This window comes from Shewanella sp. SR43-8 (genome assembly GCF_014163775.1).
Lineage (GTDB): Bacteria > Pseudomonadota > Gammaproteobacteria > Enterobacterales > Shewanellaceae > Shewanella > Shewanella vesiculosa.
The window spans coordinates 239,154-259,676 of record NZ_JACJDX010000007.1 but is presented as its reverse complement, the minus strand read 5'-3'; the positions used below and the strand labels follow the sequence as shown (position 1 = coordinate 259,676).

The 20,523-nt window shown below is 40.2% G+C and carries 16 protein-coding genes; 10 read left to right on the top strand and 6 right to left on the bottom strand.

The features are described 5' to 3' along the window. Positions 1-54: 54 nt before the first annotated feature. A complete protein-coding gene (torS, locus tag H5114_RS11205) occupies positions 55-3,099 on the top strand; it encodes a TMAO reductase system sensor histidine kinase/response regulator TorS (RefSeq protein WP_182722955.1) in 3,045 nt (1,014 codons plus the stop codon). Positions 3,100-3,244: 145 nt separating this feature from the next. Here torS and torD read toward each other — a convergent pair whose 3' ends face one another. The 4 genes from torD to H5114_RS11185 form a co-directional block, all read right to left on the bottom strand. Beyond that, on the bottom strand, positions 3,245-3,886 hold the full coding sequence (torD, locus tag H5114_RS11200; RefSeq protein ID WP_371696796.1) for a molecular chaperone TorD: 642 nt from the start codon (positions 3,884-3,886) through the stop codon (positions 3,245-3,247). Between the two features lie 100 nt (positions 3,887-3,986). Then, positions 3,987-6,479 carry a trimethylamine-N-oxide reductase TorA gene (gene torA / locus H5114_RS11195; RefSeq protein WP_124014895.1) on the bottom strand — a complete coding sequence of 831 codons (2,493 nt, stop codon included), beginning with the start codon at positions 6,477-6,479 and terminating at the stop codon, positions 3,987-3,989. A gap of 12 nt (positions 6,480-6,491) precedes the next feature. Beyond that, positions 6,492-7,670: a pentaheme c-type cytochrome TorC gene (torC, locus tag H5114_RS11190; protein WP_124014894.1), complete on the bottom strand. Its 1,179-nt coding sequence runs from the start codon at positions 7,668-7,670 to the stop codon at positions 6,492-6,494. Positions 7,671-7,712: 42 nt separating this feature from the next. Further along, a complete protein-coding gene (locus H5114_RS11185) occupies positions 7,713-7,883 on the bottom strand; it encodes a periplasmic nitrate reductase, NapE protein (RefSeq protein WP_124014893.1) in 171 nt (56 codons plus the stop codon). A 1,384-nt stretch (positions 7,884-9,267) separates the two neighbouring features. Here H5114_RS11185 and H5114_RS11180 point away from each other — a divergent pair. The 6 genes from H5114_RS11180 (at position 9,268) to H5114_RS11155 (ending at position 14,156) form a co-directional block, all read left to right on the top strand. Next, complete coding sequence (locus tag H5114_RS11180; protein WP_259395280.1) at positions 9,268-9,570, top strand: hypothetical protein; 303 nt, start codon at positions 9,268-9,270, stop codon at positions 9,568-9,570. A 113-nt stretch (positions 9,571-9,683) separates the two neighbouring features. Next, entirely contained in the window at positions 9,684-10,118 is a 435-nt protein-coding gene (locus H5114_RS11175) for a DUF2057 family protein (RefSeq protein ID WP_124014891.1), read from the top strand. 126 nt (positions 10,119-10,244) lie between these two features. Further along, entirely contained in the window at positions 10,245-10,715 is a 471-nt protein-coding gene (locus H5114_RS11170) for a MerR family DNA-binding protein (RefSeq protein WP_124014890.1), read from the top strand. Further along, complete coding sequence (locus H5114_RS11165) at positions 10,715-12,961, top strand: heavy metal translocating P-type ATPase (RefSeq protein ID WP_182722954.1); 2,247 nt, start codon at positions 10,715-10,717, stop codon at positions 12,959-12,961. Before H5114_RS11170 ends, H5114_RS11165 begins: the two co-directional genes overlap by 1 nt. Before the next feature lie 10 nt (positions 12,962-12,971). Next, positions 12,972-13,322, top strand: a complete 351-nt coding sequence (locus H5114_RS11160) for a cupredoxin domain-containing protein (RefSeq protein WP_182722953.1) — start codon at positions 12,972-12,974, stop codon at positions 13,320-13,322. A gap of 165 nt (positions 13,323-13,487) precedes the next feature. Continuing rightward, positions 13,488-14,156 (top strand): glutathione S-transferase, encoded by a 669-nt coding sequence (locus H5114_RS11155; RefSeq protein ID WP_182722952.1) that lies wholly within the window; start codon positions 13,488-13,490, stop codon positions 14,154-14,156. Positions 14,157-14,167: 11 nt separating this feature from the next. Here the strand turns inward: H5114_RS11155 and H5114_RS11150 are convergent, their stop codons facing one another. Beyond that, positions 14,168-14,929, bottom strand: a complete 762-nt coding sequence (locus tag H5114_RS11150) for a spermidine synthase (RefSeq protein WP_182722951.1) — start codon at positions 14,927-14,929, stop codon at positions 14,168-14,170. 217 nt (positions 14,930-15,146) lie between these two features. Between H5114_RS11150 and H5114_RS11145 the strand changes: the two genes are divergently transcribed. Together H5114_RS11145 and H5114_RS11140 are read left to right on the top strand one after the other, a co-directional pair. Continuing rightward, entirely contained in the window at positions 15,147-16,055 is a 909-nt protein-coding gene (locus H5114_RS11145) for a phosphate/phosphite/phosphonate ABC transporter substrate-binding protein (RefSeq protein ID WP_124014885.1), read from the top strand. Next, positions 16,048-18,441 carry an EAL domain-containing protein gene (locus H5114_RS11140; RefSeq protein ID WP_182722950.1) on the top strand — a complete coding sequence of 798 codons (2,394 nt, stop codon included), beginning with the start codon at positions 16,048-16,050 and terminating at the stop codon, positions 18,439-18,441. Before H5114_RS11145 ends, H5114_RS11140 begins: the two co-directional genes overlap by 8 nt. 235 nt (positions 18,442-18,676) lie before the next feature. On the opposite strand, the gene H5114_RS11135 is transcribed toward H5114_RS11140, so the two are convergent. Then, positions 18,677-19,114, bottom strand: a complete 438-nt coding sequence (locus H5114_RS11135) for a SirB2 family protein (protein ID WP_259395283.1) — start codon at positions 19,112-19,114, stop codon at positions 18,677-18,679. Positions 19,115-20,080: 966 nt separating this feature from the next. On the opposite strand from H5114_RS11135, the gene H5114_RS11130 reads away from it, so the two are divergent. Then, positions 20,081-20,380 (top strand): hypothetical protein, encoded by a 300-nt coding sequence (locus H5114_RS11130; protein WP_243640979.1) that lies wholly within the window; start codon positions 20,081-20,083, stop codon positions 20,378-20,380. Positions 20,381-20,523 lie beyond the last annotated feature (143 nt).

The window sequence follows — 20,523 nt, the reverse complement described above, 5'->3', positions numbered from 1 at the left end:
TTAAGGTTTCTAAACAGAACACTAAGATTTTTTGTAATTATAACATTTTAAGGAATGACTGTGAGCACTTTATCACTATCAGGCAAGAGCTTAGTAGGTCGCCTTATGTTGGCATTTTGTTTGCTCGGATTGTTACTGTTAATTTTAGTTAGCCTTGGCAGCATTTCGCTTTATTGGGTAAAGCTTGCTGACCAATATTTATATGAAGAGGCGTTACCCGCATCTGAGGCTGCAAGGCAATTGATGCAGTCTTCTAATGGCTTGCTCGACAATGCCCAAGCGCTGGAACGAGTGGAACAAGAGGCACAACGCGTTTTCCTTGGACGTAAGTTGTCACTCGAAAGCACTAATTTACTTTCCGCTATTGAACGACTCAATTCGTTAAATCTACAAAATCATGGTGTCGATAAAGATAAGCAATTAGCTCTATTAGCTGGTGAAATTATCCATGACTTATCGGTATTCGGCCGCCAAGTGGGTAAACGTTTAGTATTGGCGGCTCAATTGAATAATAAAGGAAGCGCACTCGCGGAAGCAGCCAGTAAGAGTAGTGTTTTACTTGAAGCAGAACAAGCTGTGGTCGATTCAACCATTCTGGCCAAGTTAAGTTTAGCTTACCCTCAAGTGGTTGGTGCTGAACAAAGTGCCCAACTTTTGGACTCCATCATAGAACAAGACTTGGATGTTCGTGAACGTTTAAATCGAGCTTTGGGATTGATCCATCACATTGAGTTAGTAGGGCAGTTATTACAGTCTCCAGAACAACAACTCGGATTAAATAACGTACTCGACAATATGGCTCGAGTACTGTCTCCAACGACTTATACCATTAATTCTACTCGCGATAACTCCCAAAACGGTAATGAAATACCGAGCCCTTATACTGCTTCAGGCACGAGTGGGCAAATTGATTTAATGCCTCTAGAATTACTTAAAGGCTTAATTCGAGATCCGGTTAGAGCGACAGAGCTTGAGCACCAATTGATAATGTTAAGGGAGGTGAATGATGGCTTAAGTTTGCAGCAGCAATATGCTCAATTGCTAACGAAACAAAATGCGCAGCTGTTAACGCTGACGGATAAATTAGGCCAACTGAATAAGTCAGTCGATAGCGCAATGAAAGCACAACAGCTACAGGCAGAACATGCCCGAAGTAATTTTTTACAGCAATTACTGTGGGCTAAATCAGGACTGTGGGCGACAGGTATTTTGATGTTAATCATTATGCTGTTGGTGGTTTATCGAGTTATTTATAAAGGTATCGCTTTACGCCTAAGTGAAGCAACTGCAGCATTATCTCAATTAAGTCAGGGCAATACCGAAGTAGTACTTGATCCTCACGGAGACGATGAACTCACCGCGATGGCTTCTGCCATTGAAGCTTTTAAACAAAAAACCGCGCACAATCAAGCACTGCAATCTGAATTACAACAAACGGCATCAGAATTATTTGCCCATAAAGCCTCACTTGAAAGTACCGTGCAGGCACGTACACTCGAACTGGCTGAAACCAACCGTCAACTAGACGCTGAAGCAAAAGGACATTCGACGGCTAGAGTGATGGCAGAACAAGCTAACAAGGCAAAATCGCTATTTTTAGCGACCATGAGCCATGAAATCCGTACTCCGCTAAATGGTCTTTTAGGCACCCTGACTTTACTGAGTCACTCGCCATTACCTCCAGCACAAAAACAAATGTTGGCATTATCGCAATACAGCGGCACCTTACTGCAAAATGTACTTAATGATATTTTGGACTTTTCCCGTTTGGAGCAAGGTAAATTAACTAACGAACCACGGGCTGTTGCGCTTAATGAGCTGCTCGATGAAGTGATGGCAATCATGTTAGCTGGTGCGGGATTGTCAGGTATCTCGTTATATTTAGTTCGCGGTAATTTACCTAAATGGATAACGGTAGATGGCCCCAAATTGCGCCAAGTGTTGTTTAATTTGCTCGGCAATGCCATTAAATTCACTCCAGCAGGACAGGTTACATTACGGGTAAATGTGGTCGAGAAACGATTAACCTTTGAAGTGTCAGATACTGGCGTTGGCATAAGTAAAAAGGCCATAGATCAATTGTTTATCGCCTATAGTGCACAGCCTAATCAAGGCAGAACCAGAGGCACAGGACTCGGGCTCGCAATTTGTAAAGAATTAGTCTCGTTAATGAATGAGGTTAATACTGCCAATGATTCTATTTGGGTCAATAGTAAAGTGGGTGAGGGTTCCACCTTTGGTTTTAGTTTGCCATTGCACATCTGTGAGCAAGAACATGAGGTTATCTGTGCAAAATTACCTAAAGTTGATCCTAAATGTGTACTCGTTATCGAAGACAACAAAGTCAATTCCATGGTAGCCCAAGGGTTTTTAGCACATCTTGGACATCATTCCGTACTGGCTGATAGTTGTGCTCAAGCAAGAGCGTTGTTTAACGTTGATAGTGCGTTGAAGTTTGACGGCATTATGCTTGATATTCAATTAGGCGATGGCTCAGGAGTTGAGTTATTGGTAGAGTTGAAGAATATTGCTAACGCAGCCCAAAAAGACATCAGCATAGCCGCTTTTACGGCACAAATTCAACATGATGACATAAACGAGTATCAAGCAGCGGGCTTTGACGACGTATTAGCCAAACCGCTTAATATGAAGTTTTTAGCCAATTGGATTGGTGATGCAAGTGATAAGTCAGCAATCAACAGCGACAACACGAATAAGTTAACTAAGATGGATAAACACAAAGGCTTTACACAAACGACCATAGATCAAAAATTTTCAGTTTGTAATGAAGACAATCAGCCTTTACTCGATGAAAAGCAAATTAATGAAGACTTACAATACCTTGGTACGGCAGCTGTTAAAGAGATGTTAGCGTTATTTAAAGTCAGTAGTACACAACACATCAATGCACTGGCAGCTTTACCTACAGATAGGCCAAAAGCGTTACACGCACTTAAAGGCAGTAGTGCCAGCATTGGCTTTATTCAGTTGAGTCAGTTGTGCAAACAATTAGAAAAAGATGGCATTAGTGATGATTCATATTTGTTGCTTAAGCAAGTATTGCAAGCATCCATCAACGCACTTGAGTTGAAAATCTAAACCTAAGATGTTGTAAAATATGGATAATAATTATAGCCAAGTGTGTGTAACCCTAACGCTATTTATCCTGAACTCAAACATTACATATAAAAACACCGAGCTTGATCGGTGTTTTTATATGGGGGTTAATTATATAGATATCCTGTTACTGAGCACCTTTTAGTCCTACACAATCGCTTTCAACCCAAGCCAGAGTGAGGTGAGCAATGGCTGAATAAAACTTACCAGTATCCACAGAGGTAAGCCTATCTACAAAACGGGGTAACCAAGCGTGGAGATATTGCCTAATAAAGCTGAGCTGAGTGTTATCGTCACAAGCACACGCTTGGTGAGCGACATAAGCCAAAATAACGGCAATATGGTCAGACGGTTCAGGAAATTCACTTTGAACAGTTAATTGGCTTTGTTTTAGATATGTTTGCATTTGCTGATGCTGTTCACCAAATAAGAGTATGTCGTCCTTGGCAACTGCATTATCGTTAAGATATAAACTGGCATAAGGGCTGGCGCTATGCTTTGTACCTACTAAAAATAGGCCACAATAATCGGCAGCAAGCTCTAATAAAGCGTGATCAGTATTGACGCTGTTAAGGGTTGAATTAAGCACTGAGTTTATGGTTTCAATGTCTTGACTCAATAACGGGTCACTGGCCAATTTAGCAAAGAATGCCTGAGCCTGACTTGCAGTGAGCTCTTGTAATAGCTGTTGGTCTAGCTCTTTTGCAAACAGTGATGAGAGCAGCTTATACACCATCGAACGACCCTGGTTCATTGGCGTGTTATACAATATCTTGTCATTCATCTATGTTATCTCCTGACCCTATTATGGCTGTTAACTTAAGCGCCAAGAATTAAATCGCTTGGCGCACAGTGATAATACTTACACTTTATAGCTGCGTTTCTATTGGGCCACTAAAAGAACTGACGTCAGGTAACTTACCTTGATACTTTTCGAAATCGACCAAGCAAGTGTATGCGGAGCAAGCCTGGGCAAGCTTTGATGTACCAATATCTTGCGTTAACGTATTAGGGTCACCATAGCTGCACAACGCCCCAATTTCACTACCGCCTTCTTTAGACCCATCTTTACCGACTGGGCCATACCAAGCCCCTTCATGAATTCGGATAACCCCACTAGGGAAGCTGTCGGATACCACTGCACCCGCTAACAGTTGACCTCGGTCGTTAAACACACGAACAACATCGCCATCTTTAATGCCGCGCTGTTTTGCATCGGTAGGATTCAAGTACACGGGTTCACGACCTTGTACCGTATAGGTTTCCCGATATTGCTGCGACTCACACATTTGTGAATGTAAGCGTTTATCTGGGTGGCAAGATTGCATCCACATTGGGTATTTATCTGAACCAGGACCACCATGGCAGCGCTCTGACTTTTCTATCCAAGTAGGATGGCCAGGACAGTCATCGTAATTGAATTGGGCGATTTTACGGCTGAAAATTTCAATCAAGCCCGATGGTGTACCCAATGGATTCATTTCAGGATCATCCCTAAAGTCGGCATGGCGAGTCCAAGGTTGGCCTTCACCAAAATGTACATAACCTTGTTTCCAGAACGTGTCGAAATTTGGCATATCGAACTTACCGGCATTATCGGCTTTACAGTCATTATAAAGTTTCTTAATCCAGTCAAATTCAGACATGCCACGGGTATATTCTGTCTCTTTACCCATTATTTTGGCAAAGCGGGTAAAGATATCAAAATCAGACAAGCTATCAAATAATGGTTCAACCATTTTTTGCATCGCTAAAACACCACGGTTAGCGTAGCTGCCATAAACGTCAATGTCATTACGTTCAAATGTAGTACAAGCGGGTAAAACGATGTCTGAGAAACGGCACGTTGCTGTCCAGTTAATGTCGACAGTGACCACACATTCAAGCTTTTGAAATGCTTGCTTCATCTTATTTCTATCTTGGTGATGACTCCATGGATTATTACCTGAAAATACCATCATCTTAATATCAGGATAAGTGACCTTAGCCCCGTTGGCATCGATGGTTTTACCCGGTTCTAAAATGGCATCAATCCAACGTGCAATCGGAATTGTGCTACTCGCACCTTTAAAATCATTACTGTCGAATAATGGCTTTTGGCCTTCATCAAGATTACGAGGAAACGCGCCCGGTGCAGCTGCGCCCGATGAAGGAACACCAATACTTGAGTAATGATGGCCATAGCTGATACCTCCACCAGGTAAACCAATTTGGCCAATCATAGTGGCAAGTACAGCTGCCATCCAATAAGGTTGTTCACCGTGTTGTTGACGTTGAATACACCAACCCATCATGATTTGAGTACGACCTTTGGTCATCACTTTAGCTAAATCACGTATAATTTCAGGGCTAACACCAGTAATTTTACTGGCCCACTCTGGTGTTTTAGCTACGTTATCTGACTCGCCTAAAATATAAGGTACGAATCTGTCGAAACCTAGGCTGTAGCCCTCAATAAATTTTTCATCGTGTAACTTACTGGTGATCATTTCATGGGCAATACCCAGCATTAACGCAACGTCAGTTTGTGGGTTGACGTAAAGTTGCTCACAGCCTAAGTATTTTTGGGTTTTAGTGACCACTGGGTCGATACTGATCACCCGGATCTTACCTTGTTTTACTTTTTCTTTAAGCTCCGCTAGATAAGCGAACGATTCATGGGTTTCGGCATTCCAACCCACTTGCAGGTTTTTATAGGGATCATTTGACCACAAAATGATGGTTTTAGATTGCTCAAGGATCAACGGCCATGAAGTACCTTGGGCATAAACTTCAGTAGAACCTAAAATATAAGGCAAAATAGTTTGGCCAGCACCCGTTGAGTAGTCACCTATTTTTTTGACAAAATTACCGTGCATTCCAACAGCGCGTTGCATGTGACTGGTACTTGAATGCAGTTGTCCAGTGGCGCGCCAGCCAGTTTGACCTGCGTGCAATCCTGATGGGCCATATTGAGTTTGCACCTCATCAAGTGAATCTTTAAACAGAGTCAATGCTTTATCCCAAGTGACACGGACAAAGCGAAAATCACCTCGTTGACTGGTATCACTTTTATGACCTTTCAATAAAAAATCTAGGCGTACCATAGGGTAGCGAACCCGTGAAGGGTTGTAGACTAAGCCTTTAACGCCATTAATCATATCGGTAGGGTATTTGTCCAACTCAAATGGAATCACCTGGTCAATCACGCCATTCTTACGTTTCATCTTGAATGCACCAAAGTGCGAACCGGTAGTCAACCAGTCGTCATTTGCTTTAGTGCCCGCAGCTGCAAGGGCATTGAATGGTGCCAAAACTGATGTACTGCTTAGTCCAACATAAGAAGTCGCCACTAAGCCTTTAAGAAAATGTCTTCTGTTCATGATGATGTCCTATTAATGCGCCGACTTATCGAAAGTAGATGAATGCTCTTGTAAGTACTTTTGTACAAGCGCTTGAGTGTCTTGGTCCATGTTGACGAATGCAATCATGCCTTTAAACATTCCAGGCCAGCTATTAGCGTCAAAGTGTGCTTCTGCTGGTTGGGTGTGGCACACACTACAACTTCTGGTATAAGTGGTGCGGGCATAATCCCAAAGTGGCTGTAAATCGTTAATTAGGTAGTCAGCATCTGTCCAAATTTTGGCTTCAACACGCTGCCATGTTAATCCGGTCATGGGGTCTTCTTTCTGTTCAAAAACATTCATTACGCCTTCTTCTAACGCAGCATCTTTTGATAACTGAGCCGACAGAATGTTAAGACCAAAATCGAAATAGATAACACGACCAGCACCAATTTTTTTACGCCAACCATTAATACCAACTAGTACACGATTGCCATTGATTTCAAGTACCGTCACTTTAGTGGCAATGTTTAACGTGCCAGCTTCAACATCTGTTTTTTGATTAAAATAAAGGGGTTTAGTTAAGGCAGTAAAGTACTGAGCACCAACCACAAGACCAGTTTCGCCAGATCCTACTTGTGCAATAAGTTCTGGTGCACGAGAAGTCCCCATGTCAGGAAGTTTGTGAGCAATACCTTTATGGCAATCAACACAGCTCTGGTCTATCTCTGCTGCACGCTTCATTTGTTTTTGCGCCAACTTTGACATGTCATCCCATTTCATCGAGTCATAGTTATGGCAGTTTTTACACGCCAAAGAGTTATCACGGTCGAAGCGTTTCCACTCACGGCTAGCCATCTCTAGACGTTTTGATTCAAATTTTTCTTCAGTATTAACAGTTTGCATCAACCAGCCCCACATATCATGTGATGCTTCAATCTTGCGCCCAATTTTACGACTCCAGTTATGAGGCACGTGACAATCGGGGCAAGTGGCCCGAACACCAGAGTGATTAGACCAATGCACCGTTTTCTGTAGCTCTTGGTAGGGCTTGCTTTCCATACTGTGACAGCTAATACAGAACTCTTCAGTGTTGGTCATTTCCAGTGCAGTATTAAAACCACCCCAGAATATAATCCCCATTAAAAAAGCAGATAGGCTAATTGTGCCTAATGTAAGATATTTGGCAGGCTGGTTTAGCGTCCGCCAGGTATTAATAAACCATTTCATAACAGCATCCTTTATAAGATTGACTCATAATTTATTTGAGGATTAGTGCGCAACAACGCCACCAAATGCTTGGATCATCCAAATGACAAAACCATACGCACTAATGCTGGTTACTGTGATAATGGGAAAGAATAAAAAAATGATAAACCCAAGAGCTTTCAGCTCCTTAGACTTCACATTACGTTGGGGATCTACTACGTTTTTTGTTGTCATAGCTTGCTCACTTAAAAAATTACCTTTGCTGATGACAGCTATATTAGATAACAATTGTTAATGGCACTCAGACTGTGGATGAATGAACGTAGACAATATATGAAAGATTATGAATAAATAGATTGAGTACCAACAAGAAAGGTTGCGGTAGAAAATAACACCGGGGTAGAGACTAGGGAAAGTGAGATTATGGTTTATGCACCGCATCGCTATCTACCATAGCTTTAGACTATTTTGTGGTTTTTTAACCCGTAATTTTATTCAGGTCTAATAGAGAATTACATTAAACTATTACGATAATAAAAAGCTAAACACTCGATGTGATATGACGTGTGATAACAATGTTAAACAACACCATAAAAAAATAGATTAAAATCTGTTAACTACACTATAGTTATTCTATTAATTTGACACTAATGGAGTAATACAAGGATGTTGATTTTAAAGTTTATTTTATTGTCTTTAATCGTATTTATGCCAACTTCACATGCAGGTGAAACATGGAAAATCGCATCACTAGAGTGGGCTCCTTATGCGGGCTCAACCATCCCAAGTATGTAAAGATGCACTTGTACCATGGATTAATACTATGGGTTCTTGATCAGACTTTGGTCCTTCATCTCTTGAGTGAATATTCATCCTGAGAAGCAGGTTGAGCCCAACGCTTACTCAGCTCTGCAACTGACTTATCAGGTGCTTGATTAAGGCAAGCTAAAAGTACCAACAACAGATATAAAAAATATTTCAACAATTCGAACATTTGTGCACCTTATTATTGTCACAGGTATTATTGCTAATAAATATTAACAGCAGTGTTCCTTAGATTAGATAGCCACTTAAGACTACAATGCAAATGAGGTAAATCTTTGCTAAGTAGCTTCAAATAATGACAGCCATATAGTTACAATAATGTTAATAGCAGGCTTGCAGCATACACAATGACATTGTTATCACAATATCCCCAGAACAAGATGCATTGGCTCTCTTAAGTGCAAAATATAGCTTATATGGTAGAGCTTTATTGGCCGTTAAATATGTTAAAATTTGTTTTTATCACTATAAAACAATGAGATAATCTTATTCTAAAGAGTTTGTTAACAAATATTAGCCTAGCTCACAGCATGATATAACTGATATAGAATATATAAGCCAGTTCTGACCGTTCTAGGCGGATAGAGGCGCTCTCTGTAGTGAGAGTATTAACGTACTTAGCTTTTTAATCACTTACTAGGCATCGTATAGTTAGTCGCTAAATGTGACATGTGTCGAACAAATCTAACTAAAAATCGTTATAGTAAGATCATCTTCGAATTCTTGGGCGCCATATATGCTGAAAGTTTTGTTAAATATAGCGATTATAATATCACTAGTAGGGCAATTATTGATGCCTAGCTTCGCTATGTCTAATGAAATGTCTATGCCTGCAGAAATGGTCATGTCTGACGCACAATCGAGCCCACCTCATCAGTCAGCAATGATGAACACTGACTGTGATAACGAGCCTAATTGTTGTTTAGGTGATATGAGTCAATGCATTAGTCATTGCCATGCGATCGCGAATACTTTTACGTTTTTTACAGGCATAGAGCTTATCTCTATAGGGCTAACCAGCACGAAGGCCAGCTTGCCTTTATGGGTATCAACCCCTTCTAATCTATCAAGCCAAAACCCACCTCCAATAGCTTAATTCTTTATCTAAATTAATTATTTATATTAGTTACCTATATTAATCACCCACATTAATTTATAAAGATTTTTGTTGCTGTCGTTATCAGCATCAAAAAGTTAACGGAGTTTATTATGAAAAAATTTATTGCTATCTCATTACTATCTTTAGTCAGCTCAGTATCAATGGCTGCCACTATCTCATTGCCTGATTATTTGATCTTTACTGCGGTCGATGGAAAACCGGTATCAAATAAAAGCCAATTAGAAATCTCTCCTGGTCAACATCTCATTGAATTACAGTTTTATGAGTTGTTCTCATCTGGCGCTGATGATACTAATTTCATTAAGTCTGATGCGTTATATTGGAGTTTTAATCTATCTAGAGATGAAGATATTAAAGTGTATACCAAAGAGATTCTATCTTCGAAAAATGCAAAAAACTTTATCAAATCACCGTTTATAACATTAGAAAGCGCCACTATTAAAGGTGAAACCGTCAAGTTAGTTAATCACGAAGAGTTAATGGCTATCATCATGAAACAACATAGTAAAATGATGCAGCAATAACCCTCTAATAATAGGGCGCTCTAATGCGCCCTATTATTTTAATATTCAAACCTTGCTTGACCTGTGTGTTACACATAGGTTTATAGTTAGATGATTATAATGATTAACCTTAGCGGAGGAGGCTGCATGAAAGTGAACCAACTTGCTATTGAACTAGGTATTAGCGCCGACACAGTGCGCTTTTACACTCGCATTGGCCTACTTAATCCCAATAAATCTCCAGTCAATGGTTATAAAGACTATGACCATAAAGATAAGTCGCGTATGCAATTTATCTTAAGCGCTCGAAGACTTGATTTTTCAGTTGAAGAAATTAAAGTGATTTTTTCAAAAACCGACCATGGTGAAAGTGCCTGCCATCTTGTGCGAACGTTAGTTAAACAAAAGCTGGCTGAAACGGAAAGACAATTTAATGAAATGGTTAAACTACGCTCAAGGCTTGCACACGCAGTTGAGCAATGGTCAACCATGCCGGATAACTTACCGACAGGAAATATGATTTGCCATTTGATTGAAGGTTCACATCAAACAGATGGCACTCCTGCAAGAATTAATCAGGATGATAAGATTACATTAACACCAACGGAGGTTAAGTAATGGAACACACAACGCATTCACCTATACAGCTCAATATTATCGGCGCAGGCTGCGCTAGCTGTGTTGGTAAAATTGAGAAAGCCATTAAAACCGTACAAGGCGTAGATTCGGCCGATATGAATTTTGCAGATAGAACGGTACTTGTTACTGGTCAAGCAACTGCAGAGTCCATTATCAACGCGGTAGAAAGTGCTGGCTACAATGCCACTCAAATCCAGGCTGAGTCGGCAGAAGATGCCATGAATGAGAAAGAACAGGCTGATTTACAACATTATAAAAGTTTATTACGCCATACCATTATCGCTTTAAGCGTCGGTATTCCGTTGATGATCTATGGACTTTTTATTGGCGAAATGACGGTATCAAGCCTCTCAGAGCAAATGGTATGGGGGCTGGTTGGTGTAGTTACCATGGCCATTATGTTGATATCCGGTAAACATTTTTATATTGGTGCTTGGAAATCTTTTTTAAACCATAACGCCAATATGGACACCCTCATCGCCTTGGGAACAGGAACGGCTTGGATATATTCGATGCTAATTGTGGCATTTCCGCAGTGGTTTCCCGAAATGGCAAGACATGTTTACTTTGAAGCAACCACAATGATCATTGGTTTAATTAATCTTGGTTTAGCACTAGAAGTAAAAGCGCGCGGTAAGACCTCTGAAGCCATTAAGCGTCTTATTGGCCTGCAAGCAAAAACGGCGCGGGTTATCCGTGATGGCAAAGAAATCGATATCGACATTGCCCAAGTGTTACTTAACGATCATGTTAGAGTCCGTCCTGGCGAAAAAATCCCCGTGGATGGGGTGGTTATTGAAGGTAAAAGTACCATTGATGAGTCAATGCTGACCGGTGAGCCCATGCCAGTTGAAAAAGCTGTTGATGATGATGTGGTCACCGGTACTTTAAATAAATCTGGCTCAATCATATTTAAAGCAACACGGGTCGGAAAAGATACCGCACTGGCGCACATTATTAGTATGGTCAAACGGGCACAAAACTCGAAGCCACCGATTGGTCGATTAGCGGATGTCATTGCGGCTTATTTTGTACCAGCCATTATGATCATTGCCATTGTCAGTGCCATGGTGTGGTTTAACGTTGGACCTGAGCCATCAATGGTATTTGCCATAGTGTCTGCTACAACCGTGTTGATTATCGCTTGTCCTTGTGCCCTCGGACTCGCAACACCAATGTCGGTAATGGTTGGCGTTGGTAAGGCGGCTGAATCTGGGGTACTTATTCGTAACGGTGAAGCTTTACAAACGGCCTCTAAAATCACCGCAATGATTTTAGATAAAACTGGCACCATTACCGAAGGTAAACCGCAAGTTACCGATATTATTCTGGCTCATGCAGACAGTGAAGAGCAGGTAATTGCCTTATCGGCTGGAATTGAAAGTCACTCCGAACACCCCCTAGCACAAGCCATTGTTGACAGTGCCAACGCTAGAAGCATTAAAGCCATTAACACTGAACACTTTAATGCCATTTCGGGGCAAGGTGTAGAAGCGCAGGTGGATGGACAAACATTACTGTTTGGTAATGAAAAACTGATGCAAGACAACAATATTGCGATTAGTGACTACCAAGCCAAGGCCCAAACCTTAGCCGAAGAGGCTAAAACACCTATGTATTTGGCGCTTGCAGGGCAGTTACTTGCCATTATCGCAGTATCTGATCCGATAAAATCCGATTCAATCGAAGCGATTGCGAGACTAAAACTCAGTGGCATTAAAGTGATTATGTTAACCGGAGATAATAAAGCCACCGCAGCCGCAGTGGCGAAGAAAGTCGGTATTGATGACTTTTTCGCTGAAGTGATGCCAGCAGATAAAGCCAAAAAAGTCGCTGAACTTCAGCAACAAAATGAAATTGTTGGCATGACTGGCGATGGCATTAATGATGCTCCAGCGTTAGCCTTAGCCGATGTCGGCTTTGCAATTGGTACGGGTACCGATGTCGCGATAGAAAGTGCCGATATTACCTTAATGCGTGGATCACTTCATGGATTAGCCGATGCCATAGCAATTAGTAAAGCAACGCTGCGCAACATTAAACAAAACTTGTTTGGTGCATTTATTTATAACGTTGCGGGTATTCCGTTAGCGGCAGGAGTGCTTTATCCGGTATTTGGTATTTTGTTAAACCCAGTGATTGCCGGGGCGGCGATGGCCTTTTCATCGCTAACTGTCGTCAGTAACGCCAACCGTTTACGTCTGTTTAAAGCTAAAGAACACTAGGAGACTCAAAATGTTGATTAATTTACTGTGTATCGCATTAATCGGTTTTATCATTTGGTGGTTTTGGCTGTATAAACCATCAAATGAAACTAAGGTTGATGCCAGCACATCAATAGTGGTTAAAGACGGGGTGTATTCGCCTGCAAGAATTAACATTAGCGCCAATACGCCGACAGAAATAACCTTTTTACGCCAAGATAAATCCGGATGTTCCGCCACAGTCTTGCTACCCGACTTAGATATTAGCCAAGATTTAGCACTGGATAAACCCACGACGGTAGCATTACCTGCTCTGGAAAAAGGCGAGTATCCATTTCATTGTCAGATGCAAATGTATAAAGGCGTGTTGATCGTTGAGTAAGCGTTACCAGCCCGTTATGGCATAACGGATTGGATAATGAATCTTTGGGGGACATGAACAAAATGACGTTCAGAACTTGATAGTGTAATGTCACCCTAAGATTTAATTAATGATTATCGTTAATGTAACGCATGCCTATCGGCAAAATGAATTTACTGAGCAAAAATGACCCAGACAATTGACTTACCCATACTTTATTCTTTAAGAAATTGCCCTTATGCAATGCGGGCTAGGTTGGCGATTTATGCTTCAGGCCAGCAAGTTCAGCTACGCGATATAGTGTTAAGTAACAAACCTGATGAGATGCTTAAGGTGTCACCTAAAGGTACCGTCCCGGTACTAGTCACCACCGATAACCAGGTGATCGATGAAAGCCTAGCCATCATGCAATGGGCATTTTTACAAACAGACCCAGAAGGTTACACTAACAAAGCAGTCCCCAACGCTTTAGATGAAATGTTGGCTGTTATTGCGATATTTGATAATGAATTTAAAGGTCATCTTGAACGGTATCGCTGCTCAAAACGTTACCATGAACCCTCATTACCAGAAGATAGACAGCAATGTGAGCGTTATCTTGCCGATCTGGAATCGCGACTCTGTCTGCACCAGTATTTGATGTCCGACAAACCGAGCTTAACTGATTTGGCATTAATGCCGTTTATGCGGCAGTTTGCCCAAGTAGAGCGGCAATGGTATCTACAATCACCCTATCCAAAATTGCGCCAGTGGTTGAATCATTTTTTGCAAAGTCGGATGTTCAGCAAGGTAATGGTACAAAATTCAATGTGGTTAGACACTAAACAACGCCTGATATTTGGCGCTGGTGTCTAGGGCTATTATTTTTATTGAGCTTGAGTATTTAAGATTAATTCGGCATAGCGCGCCATTGGAATATTGATTTGTTGTTGCAATATTTGAGCCTTACGCATGAGTTGTTCAGTTTCTATTTGGGGTATGGCATTTTTGAATGCCAGAATGATCCTGTTGCCACTGTCAACTTCGAAACTGATTAAGCGATGTTCAAATTCTAGCGCAAGTAATGCATCTAACTCTTGTCGAAGTTCTACCGATGTATGCCAAATATTGAGTACTAAAACGCCATTTTCATTAAGTGCAGTTTTACAATCCCGTAAATAGGATGACTGCACTTGGTTAGGTTCCATGCCTTGTGAGTTATACAAATCTGAAAAAATAACATCACTTTTGACAGTAGTATATTTAATGTGATGGACTGCATCGTCTATATGAGTAACGATGCGATGGGTATCGGGTAAATAAAAGTAATCTTTGGCGGCATTGACTACCGCTTCGCGGTATTCAACCGCATGGACGTTTATATTAACGAAACTATTGAGTAAACACTTTGCCATCGATCCCGCCCCCAGCCCCATAATAGTGGCGATGTTCACTGTCGGAAGAAACAATAATCCGCTCATCATGGCTTGGGTATAACCAAGATGTAATCCATTTATATCATTGAGTTTCATGCAGCTTTGATAGATTTTTCCATCGAAGCTAAGAATACGGCTATTTTTTGTTTGATAAACATAAATGGGGCCGTGCTCATCTTCAGTTGATGAGATGCAGGTTCCTTTGATATCCATGGTATTGTTAACATCGCTTAAATACGTACATGTAACGGGTAGGGCAGTATAGCTGATAATAGACGCGGTAAATTAATTGCTTACGAAGTAAAGCTCTTTTAGTTGATATCAAACGGCTAAATTATTCGTGGTTAAGTTAATATAATGTATCCAGAAAGTGACTTTTTTCAAATATAAAACTACTATGATTATTATGAAAATAACAAATTGATTTTTTATGAAAAAATATCTCTTTACCTTAATTATCATTTTGCTATTCGCTTGCGAACAACCCGCTACAGAAAAAGCCCTGCAGTACAGTCGTTCGCCTAGTAATAATACCGCGTTAACCTATCGATTTGCGATTCACCCTTTACACAATCCGCAAAAGTTATTCGAAGCTTATCAACCGCTGATTGATTATATCAATCTTAAAATCCCTGAGATTGATATTGAACTCGAAGCATCAATCGATTATGCCTCTTATGAACAAAAAATCCGCGACAGAAAGCCAGATTTATTACTGCCTAATCCATGGCAGACCTTGCAGGCTAGGGACAACGGATATCGAGTGATTGCCATGGCTGGTGATGCTGATGATTTCAAAGGGATTTTTATTGTAAGAAAAGACAATAATATCCAAAAACCAATTGAGCTGAAGGGTAAAAGAGTGAGTTATCCTGCACAAACAGCGCTTGCTGCGACAATTATGCCACAGTATTTTTTGTACACTAATGGAATCGATATTAACCAAGATCTTGATAATATCTATGTGGGTTCACAAGAGTCTTCAATCATGAATGCATATCTTGGTAAGGTAGCTGCAGCAGCAACTTGGCCACTTCCTTGGCGATTATTTCAAAAAGATCACCCAGAAAAAGCAAACCAGCTTAAAGTTATTTGGCAAACACCATCTTTAATCAATAACTCAGTTATGGTACGTGATGACTTTCCTAAAGAGATTAGTCAAAAAATACAACATTTACTGATTACTTTAGCAGACTCACCAGAAGGTAAGGCGATTATGCTCGGTATGGAAACCGCTAGATTTACTCAGGCTGAAGATGCTGATTACGATGTTGTACGCAGCTATATAAATAATTTTGAGAGTAAAGTGCGTCCAGTGGAAAGCTCAATCAATGATTAAAAAATTGCAACGTATTCTATTAGGCACATTGCGCCGACAAATGATGATTGGCATGACGCTCATCATCACTTTGATGATGGGATTATTTGTCTGGGATACCACTCATCGCCAACAAAAAATTAAAGTTGAACAATATAAAGATCAAGCTATTGCACTTGCTGATACTTTAGCGACTTCGTCTGCTATTTGGGTTGCCTCGCGAGATGTCAGCGGTCTGCAGGAAATCGTCAATGGTGTCTCAAAATACCCTAACTTAAAGCAAGCTATCGTCATCGATTTACGTGGCCAAGTGTTGGCACATACAGATTTAACTAAAGTGGGTTTGTATATCGATGCATTCAACCAAGACAATGATCTGCAACAGATACATTATTCTAATAGTAGTATTGATGTAACTAAAGCCATTGTATTAGCTGATCGAGAAATTGGCTGGGTGGTGATTGATTTAGATAGACGCGCTTACTTAGAAGAGATTAACCAAATAAAAATAAACAGTTTCTTTTATGCACTTACTGCCATTTTACTTGGTGTATTAATCACCACCTTAGCCAGTCGTTATTTAACTCGTCGTTTGTATATCATTCAAAAAGTAGCCGACAAAGTCCAAACTGGCGCCACTCATTTACGTGTCAACATGAAGGGAACTGATGAAGCTTCGTTACTTGCTAAACAATTTGATCAAATGCTGGATAGCTTGGCATTAAGGGAATCTCAATTAGCCTCATTTTATTCTTTAGATTTGGTCGGTTTAACGGTTACGTCACCAGATAAAGGCTTGATCAGTATCAATCCTTGTTTGTGTAAGATGCTGGAATACACCGAAGAGCAACTGAAAAAATTAACATGGAATGATTTAACCTACCCTAATGATTTAGAGGCTGATGAAGCCCAATTCACCAGGTTACTTGCCAATGAAATTGATGGCTATAGTCTAGAAAAACGTTTTATTAGCAGAACAGGCAAAGTGATCCCTACCATGTTAGTCGTTCGTTGTGTGCGTAAAAACGATGGCAGTATTGACTACGTTCTGGCAATGGTTCAAGACATCAGCAAGCAAAAAGAAGACGCTATTCAAATAGAGCGACTAGCCTACTTTGACCCGCTAACGAAATTACCCAATCGGCGGTTATTAGATGATAGGTTAAAACAAGCATTAATATTTAGTGATCGGAATCAGTATTATGGTGCGATATTATTTCTTGATCTGGATAATTTTAAAACACTCAACGACACCCTAGGACATGATATTGGTGACCTGTTATTGCAACAAGTGGCCAATCGACTTATCAATATTATCCGTGAAGGTGATACAGTCACTCGCTTTGGCGGTGATGAGTTTGTGATCATATTAGAAGGCATTCATTCTAATGCTTTTGTTGCCGCCACACAGATAAAAGCGATTGCCACGGCTATTTTAGATACCATTAACCAGCCTTACACTATAGCAGGCCATAGTTACTCGACCAGTACCAGTATTGGCGCGACTTTGTTTCTCGGCAATAATACCACCCCAGATGAGTTACTCAAGCAAGCTGATATTTCCATGTATCAAGCCAAAAAATCAGGTCGAAACCTTGTCTGCTTTTTTGACCCTAAAATGGAAATCAGCATTATCAATAGAGTGGTGCTTGAACGCGATTTACTCATTGCACTAGAACATAATCAATTCCAATTGTATTACCAAGTACAAGTCGACAGCTCAAACACCCCCGTGGGCGCCGAAGCCCTGATCCGTTGGAACCATCCACAGCGCGGCATAGTGTCCCCCTTAGAATTTATCCCGTTGGTAGAAGAAACCGGCATGATTATCGAAATAGGACAGTGGGTTATTGATTCGGCCTGTAGGCAACTCAATGCCTGGCAGCAACATGTTAATACAGCAGGATTATCATTATCCATCAATGTCAGCGCCAAACAATTCCATAAAGCCGATTTTGTCGACATAATCAAAAAAAGTATTGATAAATATAGTGTTAATCCTAAATTACTTAAAATTGAATTAACTGAAAGTGTACTGTTAAATAATATTCAAACCATTATCGAAAAAATGAATACTTTAGCGGCTATAGGTATCCAGTTTTCGTTAGACGATTTTGGTACCGGTTATTCATCGTTACAATATCTCAAAAAACTTCCATTACATCAGCTTAAGATTGATCAGTCATTTGTGCGTGAACTCTGTGTTGATAGTAACGATAAAACCATTGTTAAGACCATTATTTCGATGGCACAGAGCTTAGGTTTAAGTGTAATTGCAGAAGGTGTAGAAACTGAACAACAACAGCAATATTTAATCAGCCAAGGGTGCCGTAATTTTCAAGGTTACTTGTTCAGTAGACCTATACCAATTGACCAGTTTGAAAGCCTAATACCTCAAATCGCTTAATTAGGCAGATGCCAGTAGGATAGGGCGACGATAAGCAAAATGCGCCTATTGACTTAGAGTCAATAAAACGGCTATTGCGTAGAACATGAAATGAGATAAATCGAGGTAAACACTAAGATTTTTATTCTAAGGTGTGCGTAGAAGGGGTAATGTTGCTGCTGGAATAAACACCGAATGAATCAACACGATGGACCAATAGTGGCTAAAGTTAATTAGCCACCTTACTCGACATTATCTAACAAATGCCTGTTAACATAGACTGTCCCAACTCAAGATAAGCATTAGCATCATCAACAATCCCTTTCGATTTAAGATGATGGGCAAAACCCAATCGTGCAGTCATCAATAACCAAAATATCGTACTAATTAAACCCACAATGCGCCATAGCGTTGATTTTGCCCACTTAAGCGTAAAGGTAATTGAGAGTACATAAAGTACAAAACCACCTAATTTAGACGATGCCCAACCGTTCACAAACGGGTACAAGTTCAATGGATTAACGATAATCATGTAAACAAAGGTGCAGATAAACAGAGCATACAAAATATGAGGACCTATCTTTAGCAGTTTATTATTGACCTTGTCAGAGCCTCTCATCGTCAACACAAAGTTAATGATAAAAAATATAAACGTCAGCGCAATTATTGTCAGGTGGGTGTGCTTAACTATCATGTACATGGTCTTGTTCCCTAAAAAGTAATGTGTATATAGTACTTATACCGTGTGTTTGTAGTTTAAAGCAAAGTCTGTAACCAACGAACCTTAATTACGTACTACGGTGGCGCTAAGATCAATATCACCAACCAAGTCTAATTATTGTATTTGAGTATCGTGCTTATATGAAAAATAGGCATCAAACTTTCTCTTACAAGCTTTCTCCTAATATCAGCAATACAGCACTGTAGGCTACAGTTTTTTCATTTTAGTGCAGCTCATGAGTACTAACTCTTTAATCCGTTGTTCAGGTGTTATCTTTGGGCTTTTTGTCGGTTTCTTGTATTAAACCATTACACTTTGCGCACTGACTTTAAAATGAATTTACTAGCCAAGCGTTCATCTCATTCAGCTTCGTCCCATCCAAAGATAACAGGATATTTTTCAATGAGTCTGTAGACATCTTTGATGATATCGCCCAATCCACACCAATAATTCTAATGGCTTTATGTGGGTCATACTATTCTCGGTAAGGTGTCTAAATATGTAGCTTAGACAAATATTCAGGCCAAGCTGAGTGCGGCAGCGAACAGAGTGAAAAATAAAATACACGTATGATGAGCATTAACATCATGAGTTAATTGTGGTCGCTAACTCTTATTTATGTAGCCAATACATAATGTTGCATAGACTGAATGAGTTCAAAGTGATTGCAATTTAAGCCACAGATGGTGATATTTTTTTACCATTTTTTTATTTTTATGCTAGGCAGGCGCTTCACTTTGCACAGCAAAGTGATCTAAACGCGTCAATTTTGAGGATAATATGCAAATAGAAACACTTCACGATGTTATGCAATGGACTAAAAACATGCACCAAGAACTGCACTATTTTGCAGCAAATTGTGCACTAAAAAGCGATAGTGTAAGAGTTGGATTGCTGCTTAAGTACATTTCAGAGCACGAAAAAAAAATGGCGCAGATAATGAAAAAGTTCGAAGACAGTGGTAACAACAGTGCGCTTAACACTTATAGTCGGCATTACTACGAAAAACTCGCTATTTCAATTCACACTGAAGGTGAGCATCCGTTTGAAAAGATGGATACGGATGAAATAGCGATTGTCACTCTTGAATATCACAAAAATATTGTCGGACTATTTGAGTATCTGCAAAAGTGCAGTTGTGCACCTTCCGTGACGGAATTTCTTAACGATATATTGTCGGTTCAAGAGGCTGAGGGAAGATTATTGGCACGTAACATGAAACAAATTGACGATTTGTAGCATCAATACTCCTCAGACCAAAAGTCATAGCGTCATGCTGAGTGGTTTCGTATTAGAAACTATGCAGAATGCGCTCCCTCTGGTAAGCAAAGCCTGTTTAGTGGCTGACTTTATACGTTATTTTAGCCACCAAATTAGCGTTA